12 protein-coding genes are annotated in these 13,234 nt (G+C 73.2%); 5 read left to right on the top strand and 7 right to left on the bottom strand.

Features of this window, described 5'->3' with window-relative positions; all coding sequences use genetic code 11:
* Window positions 1-44: 44 nt before the first annotated feature.
* From V2J85_RS02430 to V2J85_RS02420, 3 genes are all read right to left on the bottom strand, one after another.
* A complete protein-coding gene (locus V2J85_RS02430) occupies window positions 45-593 on the bottom strand; it encodes a DinB family protein (RefSeq protein WP_261953348.1) in 549 nt (182 codons plus the stop codon).
* A gap of 292 nt (window positions 594-885) precedes the next feature.
* Window positions 886-2,265: a M64 family metallopeptidase gene (locus tag V2J85_RS02425; protein ID WP_330820489.1), complete on the bottom strand. Its 1,380-nt coding sequence runs from the start codon at window positions 2,263-2,265 to the stop codon at window positions 886-888.
* A 232-nt stretch (window positions 2,266-2,497) separates the two neighbouring features.
* Window positions 2,498-3,412, bottom strand: a complete 915-nt coding sequence (locus V2J85_RS02420) for an NADP-dependent oxidoreductase (RefSeq protein ID WP_261953350.1) — start codon at window positions 3,410-3,412, stop codon at window positions 2,498-2,500.
* Window positions 3,413-3,562: 150 nt separating this feature from the next.
* Here V2J85_RS02420 and V2J85_RS02415 point away from each other — a divergent pair, with 150 nt between their 5' ends.
* Window positions 3,563-4,822 (top strand): LuxR C-terminal-related transcriptional regulator, encoded by a 1,260-nt coding sequence (locus V2J85_RS02415; RefSeq protein WP_330820488.1) that lies wholly within the window; start codon window positions 3,563-3,565, stop codon window positions 4,820-4,822.
* A 30-nt stretch (window positions 4,823-4,852) separates the two neighbouring features.
* Here the strand turns inward: V2J85_RS02415 and V2J85_RS02410 are convergent, their stop codons facing one another.
* Window positions 4,853-5,569: a hypothetical protein gene (locus V2J85_RS02410; protein ID WP_330820487.1), complete on the bottom strand. Its 717-nt coding sequence runs from the start codon at window positions 5,567-5,569 to the stop codon at window positions 4,853-4,855.
* A gap of 163 nt (window positions 5,570-5,732) precedes the next feature.
* Window positions 5,733-6,548: a M24 family metallopeptidase gene (locus V2J85_RS02405; RefSeq protein ID WP_330820486.1), complete on the bottom strand. Its 816-nt coding sequence runs from the start codon at window positions 6,546-6,548 to the stop codon at window positions 5,733-5,735.
* Window positions 6,549-6,772: 224 nt separating this feature from the next.
* On the opposite strand from V2J85_RS02405, the gene V2J85_RS02400 reads away from it, so the two are divergent.
* Window positions 6,773-7,111 (top strand): hypothetical protein, encoded by a 339-nt coding sequence (locus tag V2J85_RS02400; protein ID WP_330820485.1) that lies wholly within the window; start codon window positions 6,773-6,775, stop codon window positions 7,109-7,111.
* A gap of 53 nt (window positions 7,112-7,164) precedes the next feature.
* Here V2J85_RS02400 and V2J85_RS02395 read toward each other — a convergent pair whose 3' ends face one another.
* Window positions 7,165-8,007 (bottom strand): endo alpha-1,4 polygalactosaminidase, encoded by an 843-nt coding sequence (locus V2J85_RS02395; RefSeq protein WP_410011193.1) that lies wholly within the window; start codon window positions 8,005-8,007, stop codon window positions 7,165-7,167.
* A gap of 177 nt (window positions 8,008-8,184) precedes the next feature.
* Between V2J85_RS02395 and V2J85_RS02390 the strand changes: the two genes are divergently transcribed.
* Together V2J85_RS02390 and V2J85_RS02385 are read left to right on the top strand one after the other, a co-directional pair.
* Window positions 8,185-9,246, top strand: coding sequence for an HpcH/HpaI aldolase/citrate lyase family protein (locus V2J85_RS02390; RefSeq protein WP_261953354.1), 1,062 nt, complete (start codon window positions 8,185-8,187; stop codon window positions 9,244-9,246).
* Window positions 9,247-9,251: 5 nt separating this feature from the next.
* Complete coding sequence (locus tag V2J85_RS02385; RefSeq protein WP_261953355.1) at window positions 9,252-10,127, top strand: HpcH/HpaI aldolase/citrate lyase family protein; 876 nt, start codon at window positions 9,252-9,254, stop codon at window positions 10,125-10,127.
* A 93-nt stretch (window positions 10,128-10,220) separates the two neighbouring features.
* Here the strand turns inward: V2J85_RS02385 and V2J85_RS02380 are convergent, their stop codons facing one another.
* A complete protein-coding gene (locus tag V2J85_RS02380) occupies window positions 10,221-11,450 on the bottom strand; it encodes an aromatic acid exporter family protein (RefSeq protein ID WP_261953356.1) in 1,230 nt (409 codons plus the stop codon).
* Between the two features lie 160 nt (window positions 11,451-11,610).
* On the opposite strand from V2J85_RS02380, the gene V2J85_RS02375 reads away from it, so the two are divergent.
* On the top strand, window positions 11,611-13,224 hold the full coding sequence (locus V2J85_RS02375) for a N,N-dimethylformamidase beta subunit family domain-containing protein (protein ID WP_330820484.1): 1,614 nt from the start codon (window positions 11,611-11,613) through the stop codon (window positions 13,222-13,224).
* The last annotated feature ends 10 nt before the right edge of the window (window positions 13,225-13,234 follow it).

Here is a 13,234-nt window from a genome sequence, read left to right as displayed (position 1 = left end):
TGTGACCTGAGTCACATAAGGGAGGGGGCTCTCCGTGGTGTGGGTCAGCGGCCGATGGTGCCGTCGAGGCGCTCGCGCAGCAGATCGGCATGGCCGTTGTGTCGGGCGTACTCGGCGATCATGTCCACAAGGATGCTGCGCAGCGAGACCGGTTCGCCCGTTCTCTTCCGGATCCCGGTCTCCTCCAGTGATGCCGCGGCGGTGACGATCTGCCGTGACCGCTCGCACTCCGCCCGCCAGACGGCGAAGGCCTCGTCGGGATCTCCGTCGAGAGCGGTGAAGTCCTGGTGGGGGTCGTCGTCGGAGTAATACAGCAAGGGCAGGTCCTCGCCGGCGAACTGGATCCGGAACCACCACCGTTCGACGCCGGCCAGATGCCGGACCATGCCGTGCAGGGAGAGCTCGGACGGCGGCACCGCCATCCGGGAGAGCTGCTCCGCCGACAGGCCGGCGCACTTCAGGGCGAAGGTCGCGCGGTGCCAATCCAGCACCGCACTCAACGTCTCCCGCTCACTGCCCGTCGCGGGCGTCGGGCGGCGGGTGTCGCTGTCCAGCTGGGGGGAGTAGTGCGCAGGGGTGGATCGGTCGGTCATCGTCTGGCTCCCATCGTCGGGCTCCTGGTGCCGGGCTCTCGGTGTCGGGTCCCGGCCTCCCGGTCGTGCCCTCTCGGACGCGGACGGTCCCCGATGTGGATACCGCCGAGTGTGTCAGGGACCACTGACAATCGCCGCTGACCTGCGCATTTCCCGCCCTGCCGCACCTCCACCACCACCCCTCCCCTCCCAGGTTCTTGAGCAGTCGGGGAGGGGAGGGGAGGGGGGCCTCACGGCCAAAGCTCCAGGGGTCAACCACCGCCCAGCGGACGGTGGTTGACCCCGAAGCCTGTTACGGCGCGATCTTCCAGCTCAGCGCGCCCGACATCACCCGGCGCAGGGCCGGGTCGCGGACCGCGCCGGTGCGGTCCGCGGCACGGGCGGTGACGGTGTGCCGGCGGCCGTCGGCCGGGACGCCCAGGGCCCGGGGCACGACCGTGGTCCGGCCGCGCGCGGACTTCCGCTCCCGGCCGTCGACGTACCACTTGAGCTGCGCGGACGCCGGCACGGTGACACGGATGCGGGTGCCGCGGGTGAGTGCCCGGTCGGTGGCCAACGGGCTGCTGAGCACGCTCCCGAACCGGTAGAAGCCCGCGATCATCGCCTCCCGGCCGGGGAGATTGAACTCCCGCCCCAGGCTCCGCATGATCGAGTTCTCGGTGGGGCGGTTGAGCCCGTACTGGTAGTAGCCGCCGCCCTCGTAGGCACCCACGGGACCGCCGTCCGGGGATTCCTGGCCCAGCCAGCGGTACCACTTCTGGCGCTGTGCGGCCATCTGGTCGGCGGAGAGGGTGGTGAGGTTGGCCTGCTGGGGTTCGGGGCCGGAGTAGGTGCCGGACTCGCCGTAGTCGTACTCGTCGGCGAGCTTCCCGAGCGAATGGCCGGTCTCGTGCACCGCTATCTGGTCGGACCGGTCGTTGTCCGAGGAGGCGGTGGCGATCCCGTCGTAGCCGACCTGGGAGGAGATGTCGTTGTAGCCCGCACCGCCGTACTTGGTGGAGTTGGAGAGGACGACGACCAGGTCGGCGGCCGGGGCCTTGGCGGCGTACGCCTCGACCTTTCCGGTGTCGACGCAGAGCAGCCGCTCGGTCCCGTCGCAGAAGAACGCGGAGCCGAGGGCGGTGTTCCGGACCACGTCCTGGGTCGGGTCACCGGAGACGCCGGAGTCGTGGGAAACGGCGTCCACCGCCCAGACGTTGAACTGACCGGCGTAGGACGCGTACGGCTCCACGGCACTGATCTTCGCCCACTTGGCGCGGACGTCGGCGTGGAAGTCCTCCTGCTGGGCGGAGGTGTACCCGTCGCCGATGAAGACGACGTCCAATTTGCTGCCGACCGGGCCGTTCTGGACGATCGGCGTGACATCGCCGTCGCCGGCGGCGATCGCCGTCTTCTGCGAGCGGGACAGCGGCTTCGGGGCCGCCACGGAGGTGTGCCGGGGGTGGCCGCCCGGGCCGGTGAAGTACTCGACGTGCTGGGTGCGTTGGGCCTGCGGGGAGGGGGCCGGGGTGGTGGCGCCCTGTGCGGTGCTCGCGGCGACCGTCGTGGCGGCCAGCGCGGCGATGGCCAGCGCGCCGGAGACGGAGGTGCGCAGCGACGGGCGGCGCGGGCCGTGTCCGGTGGCACCACGGTGCCGACCGGTGCCGGGTATGGAGGGGGAGCGTCTGAGCATGGGGGGTTAGTCCTTCCGAACGTCGCCGCCGGAGCGGCGAGTTGAGCCTGATTCAGGCGCCGCTCAACGTAGAGGGTCGGAAGGGCGAGGGCAACGGGAAAGCTCAGGGACCACGGGAAATGCCAGGAATAACGGAAAACCCCACAGGTAACGGGAAGGCCGCCACGGCCTCGCGGACCGTGACGGCACCCTGGTCACCCCTGGTCATTCCGAACCGACGGACGGGGACGGCTCAGACCTCGATGACCAGCTTCCCCCGTACATGGCCCGCCTCGCTCAGCTCCTGGGCCTTGGCGGCCTCGGCGAGCGGGAAGGTCTCGACGACCGGCACGGACAGCCGGCCCTCGACGGCGAGCCGGGCGTGCCGGGCCAGGCCCGCGCGCACCTGCTCCGACGGCGTACCGCCCGCCGAGAACGGCACGCCGTGCTCGGCCGCGTTCGGATCGGCGATGGTGACGATGCGGTCCGTCGTCCCGCCGCGCAGGGCGATGGAGAGCGGCAGCACGTCATGGCCGGCCGCGTCGAAGACGGCGTCCACACCCTGCGGGGCCGCGGCCCGGACCCGGTCGGCGAGCCCCTCGCCGTACGCCACCGGTATCGCACCGAGCGCCCGCAGGAAGTCGTGGTTGGCCGGCGACGCCGTGCCCACCACCGTGGCGCCCAGGGCCACCGCCAGTTGGACGGCCACCTGGCCGACCGCCCCCGCGGCCGCGTGCAGCAGCAGCGTCTCGCCCTTGGCCAGGCCCAGTTCGTCGAGCACCCGCTGCGCGGTCTCCCCGGCGACGGGCAGCGCCGCCGCGGCCCGGAAGGACAGTTCGGCGGGCTTGGGCACGATGTCGCCGGCGAGGGCGTACTCGGCGTAGGCACCGGTCGCGGTCCAGCCGAAGACCTCGTCGCCGACGGACACCTCGTGGTCACCCGGGCCGAGCGCGTCCACGATCCCGGCGAACTCCAGACCGGGCACCGCGGGGAACGTGGTCGGGTAGTGCTGCTCCACCCAGCCGTAACGCCGCTTGTAGTCCAGCGGGTTGACGCCGACCGTCACCACCTTCACCCGGACTTCCCCCGGGCCCGGTTCGGGCTTCTCGGTCTCCCCGAACGTGAGCACTTCCGGGCCGCCGAAGCTGTGGTAAATGATCGCCTTCATGGTGCATCTCCCCGTGGTGGTGTGAGAACGCTGGTGGTTGAGGGCTCCAGCCTCGCCTCCGGGGGAGCGCCCGGTCCCCGGCCATCGGGCCAGTCCTCCCTGGCCAAAAGTCCAGCGCCCGTTCCGCCGCGCCTGGCTAGGCTGACGACCATGGAGCTGACCGGAGCCGTGCCCGCCCTGACCGCCGCCTACGAGGTGATCCGCCAGCCGCTGGGGGACATCCTGCCGCGGCTCTCCGAGGTGCTGTCCGAGGTGGTCCCGCACCGTGCGGCGGCCGAACTCTCCACGCACTGCGCGCACTCACCGTTCAAGACGGCCGGCGACCCGGAGATCACCGGACGGCTCTCCACCGCCGACCTGGCTCCGCTGCTCGCCACCGGCACCCCGGGCCGGCCGTGGCAGGGGACGCTCGACCTGGCCGGGGCCGAGCGTCCGGTGCTCGCGGTGACCAGCCATGCCACGCCCCGCGGCGCGGTCCTGCTGCTGGTGCGCGAAGCGGGGGCGACACCGGTCGACGAGAGCGGCACCGCGCTCGTCCAGGCCCTGTGGGACATCGTCACCAGCCACTTCGAACGGCTGGCGGCGGAGGCCATGCCCGGTGCGCTGGCCCGTTCGCGGACCGCGGCGGGCACCCGGGCGCGGGTGATCGCCGAGCTGGGCGAGGCCTACTCGGCCGCGCTCACCGGCGTACTGGGCGTCCTGCGCAGCCGCGCCCTCGACGATGCGGCGGCCCGCGCCACCGCCACGGACCTGGCGGTCTCCGCCCTGGTCGAACTGCGGGCCGAGGCCGAACGCGACCAGCAGATCGCCGAGGAACCGGCCGACCAGGCCTTCGCCCGGCTCGCCGAATCCCTCCGGCCGATGGTGCGCTACAGCCCCGTACGGCTCGAACTGGGCACGCCCGACTCCGTGCGCACCCTGGCCGCCGACGTCGCCCACACCGCACGGGCGGTCGTCCGGGCCGTGCTGATGAAGGCACTGGAACAGGAAGCCGTGACCCGGGTGCACGTCTGCTGGCAGATCAACGACGACGAACTGCGTGCGACCGTACGGGACGACGGGCCCGGCACCCTCACCCCGGAAGCGCTGGCTCCCGGCCGGGTCCGGGACCGGCTCGACGTCCTCAAGGGCCGCCTGGACGTCGACGCGGTGCCCGGCTGGGGCACGACGGTGTCGGCGACGATCCCGCTGCGGGTCTCCCAGGACCCCGCGCCCGACCCCCTCACCGCCCTGGGCGAACGGGAGTTGGAGGTTCTGGCGCGGCTCGCGCTCGGGCACCGCAACCGGGCGATCGCCCAGGAACTCCACATCAGCGAGTCGACGGTGAAGTTCCACGTCGCCAAGATCCTCACCAAACTGGGCGTCGAATCCCGGGGCGCGGCGGCGGCGCTCTTCCACGCCGTGGCGTGAGCGGCACGGGCGCGGCTGCCGCTGCGCGCGTTACGCGAGGTGCTTGCCGTTGCCCACGTGCCGGGCCTTGGGCACGCCGCTGAACCGCGCCGCCTGCCCGGCCGGTGCCGCGCGCATCGCCCGTTCCGCGCGGGCCCGGCGCTCCTTGCTCTCGTTCACCGGGCTCACCTCGCTCCAGTAGATGTCCAGCATCGTGCGCAGCGACATCGGCTCGTTCGCCGGCCCTATCGGGACGGTGATCCGGTCCAGGGTGCGCCAGAGTTCGTAGTCGGCCTGGTCGGCGATGCCACCCGACCGGGCGTGCGCGGCCTGGTGGCGGTGCACCGCGCAGGCGAGGTCGCGCAGCCGGTCGCGGTGGTTCTGCGCGACCTGGTGGTTCATGGAGCGGTTGAGCTCCTTCTTCGCCTTGTTGATCTCCGACAGGGCGTTCTGCACCGTCCGGCTGAAGTTCGCCGCGCGGTGCCGCCAGGCGTCGTACTCCCGCTTCGAGGCGAACCACTCCTGTTTGCCGGCCGGTCCGCGGGCGAAGCACTCCAGGCGGAACCGCTCGCGCTCCTCCCGCCGCTTGCGCAGCACCGACGAACTCCGCTGGAAGAGGGTGTTCAGGGCGTCGCGGGTGCGGTCGATGAGTGCCGGGTCGAGCAGGGCCGCCCAGACCTCCGGGTCACGTGCGGGCGGGTGGGCGTTGTCGAGGACGAGTTGTTCGTAAGCGTCGTCGTCGAGACGGGACAGGCGGCCTGCGTCCATCAGTCGGCCTCCAAGCCGGTTGTGGGCTGCACCGCCCCATGGTGGCGGCTGGGTGTGACGCCCGACAGGGCGCACTCGGGCCGCCGGGAATGCGCCCGTGGCACGTTCCGGGCGCACGGTCGGGGTGCTCGGGGGGCGGGGCGCGCGGTGGTGACGCGCCGGCTCACTGCGGATACGGCGTACGGGTGAGCACCTCGCAGCCGTCCTCGGCGACCAGCGCCGTGTCGGAGCACGCGTAGGTGCCCAGCCGCTCGTCCAGGAGCCAGGACTGGACGTGGAACGTCATCCCGGCGCGCAGCCGCAGCGGGTTGCCGGGCCGCAGGGTGCGGGTGCCGCCCATCCAGCTCGGCGGGAAGCCGATCCCGACGAGGTACCCGCAGTGGTGCCGGCGGTACGGCCGGCCGATCGCCTCCTCGACGACCGCCCGCCACGCGCCGAAGACCTGCTCGGCGGTGCGGTCCGGGCGCAGCGCCGCGCACAGGGCCCGCATCGCCTCCTGCGAGGCCTCGGCCGCCGGGCGGTGCCGGGCCGCGTCCCGGGGGTCGAGGTGGTGCAGCCGGGCGAGGGGTGCGTGGTAGCGCCCGTAGGCGGCGGACAGCTCCAGGAAGACGCCGTCCCGGGGCCCGAACTCCCGCCGGGTCCAGGTCAGATGCTCCTGGTCGAGCCGGTCGGTGCTGCGCACGAGCGGGGCGAAGCCCGGCAGGTCACCGCCGGCCCGGAACATGGCGTCGTGCACCGCGGCGGCCACCGCGTTCTCCCGCGCCCCGGCGGTGACCGCGAAGTGCCCCTGGTGGTTGAGGCCGCAGTGGTAGTGGATGTCCTCGGGCGCCGTGACGAGCAGCAGATCCAGCCCGTCGCGCGCCATCGCCTCCCGTGTACCGGCCAGCCGCTGGGCGTACTCCTCGGGCGGGAACCCGGGTTCGGGGAGGCCGCGGGGTGGGTCGGGCTGCTGGGGCGGCTGGGGAGGGAGATGCGGCATACGCCCAGTCTGCCCCGGATGACGCCATGACTCTCACCGGATCTGACCTCCCCGGAACCGGATCTGACCTCCCCGGAACCGGATCTGACCTCGCCGGAACCGGATCCGACCTCCCCGGATCCGACGGGAAGATCTGGCGGGAAGTGAACGCCCGCGGGCCGACGCCCGTATCTTCCGGCAACCGTGCCCCACCGGGGCATGGGCCGACGACGTGAGGAGCGCCCATGACCGACGCCGGGAACCCGCAGCTCCAGGCCATGCCGGACGGTGACGCCCAAGTGTCGCTGGTGGTACGCCTCCAGTGGGAGGACGTCGCCGCCCTCGGCCAGGAGGCCACCCAGCTCGCCGCCCGGTTCAAACGCCCGGTGACGCTGGACGAGGCGGCGGCCCACCGGCTGCGGATCCGGCCGCCGGCCCCGCCCGTCAAAACGGTGCCCCAGGAACGGACGCCCCCCGCGGTCACCTCCACCACGGTGTCCCCGCTGCCCGCCCGCTCCCCTCAGGAACAGGCCCGGCAGGCGATCGAGCGGATCAACGGCACGGCCGGTCACGAGACGGCGTAGGAGGGACCGCCGACCGGGGCTGGACGGCCCGTGGGTGGCTGCCCGACCCGCCGTCAGCAGTGCCGGTCGACGTACCCCTTGGTGCCCGACGGCCGGAGGTCCCGGTCGCGCAGGGTGACGGAGAGCCTCGGGCCCCAGGTGCGGCAGGCGGCGGCGAAGTCCTGCGCGCGGTACTCGATGACGAAGATCCGGTCGTCGTAGGCGTCCGCGAAATCGCCGCATTCCTCGTAGCGGGCGCATTCCTCGACGACGGCGAAGTCGAAGCCGATGGACCGGCGGCGGGGCAGCAGATCGGCGGTGTTCTTCTGCGCGACGGCCAACCGCCGCTGGTGGGCGCGGCGGGCCAGCAGCCGGGCGAAGGCCGCCGCGTCCCCGGCGGTGAGCCGGCCGTCCGCGCGCTCGTAGGAGTCGAGGTTGTCGGGTTCCACCGCGTCGTAGCCGGCCTCGGCGCAGCCGTCGATCCACGGCCCGACGATGTCCATGAGTGCCGTGCGCTTGGCGGCCGTGGAGATGTCGAACAGCGGCTCGTCCCAGTCCTCGTCGACGACCGGCCTGCCGTCCCCGTCGCGGAGCAGCAGGTCGGGGTGGCGCCGCTGCCAGGTGCGGGTCTCGTCCGGCTGGGCCTGGAAGGCGTTGACGTAACAGACGTTGTAGCGGCCGGGTACGGGCTTCGCCGTGCGGTCGCGGGAGACCGCGCGGACGCCGCGGGGCGGCGGGTACGGGCCGCCGAGCTGGTAGTCGAACTCCGCGTCGGCGGCCGGCGGTCGCACCGCGCGGGGCGTCGCCGCGCCGGTGTCCTGCGGGTCGCGGCCGGTGGAGCAGCCCGCGCCCAGCGGCAGCACCAGGACGAGTGCCAGGAGGAGGGCGCGGGTGGGGCGGGAAGGGCGAAGCTGCACGAAGTGGATCTTAGGTGCGAAGCCGATGTTCCGTGCCGCCGCGCTGCGTTCGGTGACCAACAGCACAGGTACTGACCAGTAGCGTTACCGGTCCGCGGGCCTAGAGTGAGGGCCCGATGGCGCCGCCGGACAGCCGGCGGCGGCCCGCACCCCTCTTTCTCCGACCAGGGAGACTGCATGCGCTCTCCGAAGGACTTCTTCCGCCCGCTGGCCGTCGGTGCACCGGCACCGGTGCGCGAAGTACCCTTCCGGCCGTCCCGGATGATCCACTTCTTCGACCCGGGCAACGAGAAGATGGCGGCCAAGGTGCCGGACATCGCGCCGACCGTGGACGTGCTGCTCGGCAATCTGGAGGACGCCGTCGCCGCCGACCGCAAGGAGGCGGCCCGCTCCGGCCTGGTGAAGGTCGCCAAGGCGACGGACCTCGGCGACACCCAGCTCTGGACCCGGATCAACAGCCTGGACTCGCCCTGGGCGCTGGACGACCTGCTGACGCTGGTCACCGAGATCGGCGACAAGCTGGACGTCATCATGGTGCCGAAGGTGGAGGGCGCCGAGGACATCCACTACGTCGACCGGCTGCTCGCCCAGCTGGAGGCGAAGGCCGGCATCCAGCGGCCGATCCTGGTGCACGCCATCCTGGAGACCGCCACCGGCGTCGCCAACGTCGAGGAGATCGCCGGCGCCAGCCCCCGGATGCAGGGCATCTCGCTCGGCCCGGCCGACCTGGCCGCCAGCCGCCGGATGAAGACCACCCGGGTGGGCGGCGGCCACCCCGGATACCTCGTACGGGAGGACCCGCACGGGGCGGACGGCAGCGCGCCGCGGGCCACTTTCCAGCAGGACCTGTGGCACTACACCCTCGCGCGGATGGTCGACGCCTGCGCGGCGCACGGCATCCTGCCGTACTACGGGCCGTTCGGCGACATCAAGGACACCACCGCCTGCGAGGACCAGTTCCGCAACGCCTTCCTGCTCGGCTGCGTCGGCGCCTGGAGCCTGCACCCGGTGCAGATCGCCATCGCCAAGCGGGTGTTCTCCCCGTCCCCCGCCGACGTCGCCTGGGCCCGCAAGGTCATCGACGCCATGGGTGACGGCACCGGCGCGGTGATGATCGACGGCAAGATGCAGGACGACGCCACCTACAAGCAGTGCCAGGTCGTCGCCCAGCTCGCCGACGCCCTCGCCGCCCGCGACCCCGAGCTGCGCGACGCCTACGCCGCGGCAGAGAAGGAGTAAGTCCCGTGTCCGACGCGATCCTGCGGCCGCGCCGCTCCGTGCTCTACATGCCGGGCGCCAACGAACGCGCCCTGGAGAAGGCCAAGTCGCTCCCCGCCGACGCCCTCATCCTCGACCTGGAGGACGCGGTCGCCCCCGACGCGAAGACCGACGCCCGCAAGCGGGTCGCGGCCGCCGCGGCCTCGGGCGAGTACGGCCACCGCGAGGTGACGATCCGGGTCAACGGGCCGGGCACCGCATGGCACGCCGACGACCTGCGGGCCGCCGCCGAGGCCGGCCCGGACGCGGTCGTCGTCCCCAAGGTCGAGTCCGCGGCGACCGTGCGGGAGGTCGAGCGCGCACTGGAGGCGGCCGGCGCCCCGGACCGCACGGCCATCTGGGCGATGGTCGAGACCCCGCGCGCGATGCTGGACGCCCGCGCGGTGGCCGCCGCCAGCGAACGGCTCACCGTACTGGTCATGGGCACCAACGACCTGGCCAAGGAACTGCACGCCGAGCACGTCCCCGGCCGGGCCCCGCTGCTGACCGGGCTGTCGCTGGCGCTGCTGGCCGCCCGGGAGTCCGGCAAGGTGATCCTGGACGGGGTCTACAACGACGTGAAGGACGCCGCCGGATTCGAGGCGGAGTGCGTCCAGGGACGGCAGTTCGGCTTCGACGGGAAGACCCTGATCCACCCCTCGCAGCTGGAGCCGTGCAACCGGGTCTTCGCCCCCTCGGCCGAGCAGGTCGAGCGCTCCCGCAGGATCATCGACGCCTTCGACGAGGCCACCCGCGAAGGGCGCGGCGTGGTCACCGTCGACGGCCGGCTGATCGAGAACCTGCACGTCGAGGACGCCCGCCGGATCCTCGCCCTCGCCGAGGCGGTCGCCGGCCGCGACTAGCGACCGACGGCACCCTGTCGCGCGCCCGCCCGTGGACCACCGAGGCCCACGCGGCGGGCGCCGGCGCGCCGGGTCACACCCCGCACCCGCCCGTCACAGCACCGGCTCGCGGCGCGACCGGCCCAACCGCAGCCGGCCCCGGAGCTTGTCCACCAGCGGATACCTCTCCCGCTGCTCACGGGACTGCCGGTCCAGCTCCTCCACCAGCCGCTGGGAGCGCTTCTCCACGTCCAACTCGTCCAGGATGCGGTCGATCTCGGCCAGCAGCGCGCCGTGCAACTGCCACTGCCGTGGATGCTCCTGCACCTCGTCGAGCAGCAGATGCGCCACCGTCTCGCGGCTCTCCCGGCTGGCGGCCAGCTCCTTGACCAGCCGGTCCTCCGCCTTGTCCGCGTTCGCGCTGACCTGCGTCGTGATCAGCACGGCGAAGCTGTCCACCGCGCGGGCCATGTGCCGGAACAGCTCGCTCAGGGAAACGCCGATCCGCGACGAGAACAGCGACTCCTCGGTCCGGGCCTTGGCCAGGTCGGTCAGCGTCCGGCAGACCGTGCGCAGCACCACCGCGGAGATCTCCAGCGTGTCCAGACCGGTCCGCAGCACCACCCGGGAGAGCAGTCCTTCCTTGACCCGGGGATTGAGCCGCAGACTGTCCTCGGCCTGCCGCAGCGCCGCGTCCACCTGCACGATGTCGTGGTCCAGCCGCCGCGCCTCGTGCAGCCGGGCCGCGGCCTCCACGACCGGCGTATGGCCGACCACCTCGTCGCTGAGGCTCAGCAGCAGCACCCGCATCCGGCCGGCCAGCCCCTCGATCGCCTGGCTGGCGGGCTGCACCAGCACCGGCGGCACGAACAGCACGTTGAACAGCAGCCCGACCACCGCCCCGATCAGCGTCTCCAGCACCCGGTCCCAGGCCGTCGCCGCCACCCGCGTCGTCGTCACCCCGAGCACCAGCATCGCGCTGATCGCCACCTCGGGGACGAACTCGCCGGCTTTCACGAACCGGCCGATCACCAGCGAGGCGAGGATGATCAGCCCCAGGCTCCACCAGGTCAGACCCACCAGCGAGCTGAAGCCGATGGCGATGACCACCCCGACCACCACCGAGTTCACCCGGCGCACGCTGGTGGTCAGCGTGGTGTAGAGGGTGACCTGGACGACGAGCAGGGCCGTCAGGGGTGCGGTCAGCGGCGCCGGTTCGCTGCTGACCATCAGCGCGACGACGTACGAGATCACGGCGGCGATGGTCGAGCGGAGCGTCTGCGCGACGACGGGCTCGCTGTGCCGCCGGACGAGATCCAACAGCGGATCGGTTACTTCACGCACTCTCCTCCCCCTTCCCGCTTTCCGTACCGAGAGCAACATGCGTGACCGCCCTACCCGCATTCGGACCCCTGCGGTCGTCCGGCCGGCCGTCGCCACGGATGATCGTCCGGAGAGGACGGACCGGCCCGGTCAGGGCCCGGCGGCGCACGGGAGTGGTGCGATGAGCGGCGGCGACGGGGACCAGGAGGCGCACCCGCGCGCGCCGCGCGACGGCGACGCCGGCCGCGCCGACGGGCCCGGCGGCCTGGTCCGGCGGCACTTCCTCGGGGCCGCCGCGGCCGGCGCCGCCGGACTCGCCCTCGTCACGGCCACCGGCTGCGACGCCCCCTCCGGCACGAACCCCGGGCCCGTCCGAGGCACCCGCCCCGACGACCTCACCGCGGAACGGGCCCGGGCCGGCAGCCCCGACTGGCGGCTGCGCGCGCCCGGCCCGCCCGAGGCCGTCGAGGGCTACACCGACCGGGTCAGCGTCCGGCCGGGCGAGGAATTCGGCCTGTACGTCTCCACCACCGCCCCCGGCTTCCGGGTCTCGGCCTACCGCGTCGGCTGGTACGGCGGCGCCCAGGCCCGGCTCGTCTGGCACTCGCCGCGGGTCGCCGGCAGCCGCCAGCACCGCCCGCGACTGCTGCCCGGCACCCGGACCGTCCGCGCGGACTGGCAGCGCACCCTCGCCGTCCGCACCACCGGCTGGCCACCGGGCGCGTATCTGCTCCGGCTGGACGCGGACCACGGGCACCAGCGGTACGTCCCGCTGGTCGTCCGGTCCGCGACCGCCGCCGGCCGGACCGTGCTGATGCACGCCGTGACGACCTGGCAGGCGTACAACCGGTGGGGCGGCCACAGCCTCTACGCCGGCGAGGACGGCGCCTACGGGACGCGGTCGCTGGCCGTCAGCTTCGACCGGCCCTACGAAGCGAACGGCGCCGAGAAGTTCCTGGTCTACGAGCGCGCCGTGGTCGTCCTCGCCGAACGGCTCGGCCTCCCCCTGGCCTACACCACGTCCGTGGACGTCCACCGCTCCCCGGCGGCGTTGCGGGGGGCCACCGCCGTCCTCTCGCTCGGCCACGACGAGTACTGGACCCCGCAGCAGCGCGCGCACGTCACCCGGGCCCGCGACACCGGCGCCAACCTCGCCTTCCTCGGCGCCAACGCCTGCTTCCGCCGGGTCCGGCTGGACCCCGGCCCGGCCGCCGCGCTGCGCACCGTGACCTGCTACAAGACCGCCTACCGGGACGACCCGTCCTTCGCGGACCACCGCGAGCCGCCCACCCAGGACTTCCGCCTGCCACCCGCCGCCGACCCCGAGTCGTCCCTCACCGGCGTCTTCTACGAGGGCTATCCCACCGACGCCCCCTACGTCGTCCACCAGCCGGACCACTGGCTCTTCGCCGGGACCGGAGCCGGCCGCGGGGCGTCGTTCGACCACCTCGTAGGCGTGGAGTACGACCGGGTCACCCCCGAGGCGCCCACGCCGGAACAGCTGGAGATCATCGCCCACTCACCGCTGGTCTGCGCGGGCCGCAGCAGCCACGCGGACTCCGCGTACTACACCGTGGCGAGCGGCGCCGGGGTCTTCGCCACCGGCACGATGCGCTGGGTCGAGGCGCTGATGGCCGGTACCGGCGACGACGGCCGCGACCACGGGATGGACGCCCGGACCAGGGCGTTCGTCACCCGTACCACCGAGAACCTGCTGCGCGCCTTCGCCCAGGGGCCGGCCGCCAGGACCCGGCCCGCACCGCGGAACAACGTGGCCGCCGTCTACGGCACCTGACCCGCCGGGC

The sequence above is a fragment of the Streptomyces bugieae genome (assembly GCF_036352915.1).
Taxonomy (GTDB): Bacteria; Actinomycetota; Actinomycetes; order Streptomycetales; family Streptomycetaceae; genus Streptomyces; species Streptomyces endophytica.
Note: the sequence above shows the minus strand (reverse complement) of the source record. Positions and strands in the feature narration are given on the sequence as shown.

What these genes read in the sequence shown, in the direction of transcription:
- V2J85_RS02425 (WP_330820489.1), bottom strand. Translation starts at nt 2,265, where the DNA reads ATGCTCAGACGCTCCCCCTCCATACCCGGCACCGGTCGGCACCGTGGT.
- V2J85_RS02400 (WP_330820485.1), top strand. Translation starts at nt 6,773, where the DNA reads ATGACCGACGCCGGGAACCCGCAGCTCCAGGCCATGCCGGACGGTGAC.
- V2J85_RS02375 (WP_330820484.1), top strand. Translation starts at nt 11,611, where the DNA reads ATGAGCGGCGGCGACGGGGACCAGGAGGCGCACCCGCGCGCGCCGCGC.
- V2J85_RS02430 (WP_261953348.1), bottom strand. Translation starts at nt 593, where the DNA reads ATGACCGACCGATCCACCCCTGCGCACTACTCCCCCCAGCTGGACAGC.
- V2J85_RS02420 (WP_261953350.1), bottom strand. Translation starts at nt 3,412, where the DNA reads ATGAAGGCGATCATTTACCACAGCTTCGGCGGCCCGGAAGTGCTCACG.
- V2J85_RS02410 (WP_330820487.1), bottom strand. Translation starts at nt 5,569, where the DNA reads ATGGACGCAGGCCGCCTGTCCCGTCTCGACGACGACGCTTACGAACAA.
- V2J85_RS02415 (WP_330820488.1), top strand. Translation starts at nt 3,563, where the DNA reads ATGGAGCTGACCGGAGCCGTGCCCGCCCTGACCGCCGCCTACGAGGTG.
- V2J85_RS02405 (WP_330820486.1), bottom strand. Translation starts at nt 6,548, where the DNA reads ATGCCGCATCTCCCTCCCCAGCCGCCCCAGCAGCCCGACCCACCCCGC.
- V2J85_RS02390 (WP_261953354.1), top strand. Translation starts at nt 8,185, where the DNA reads ATGCGCTCTCCGAAGGACTTCTTCCGCCCGCTGGCCGTCGGTGCACCG.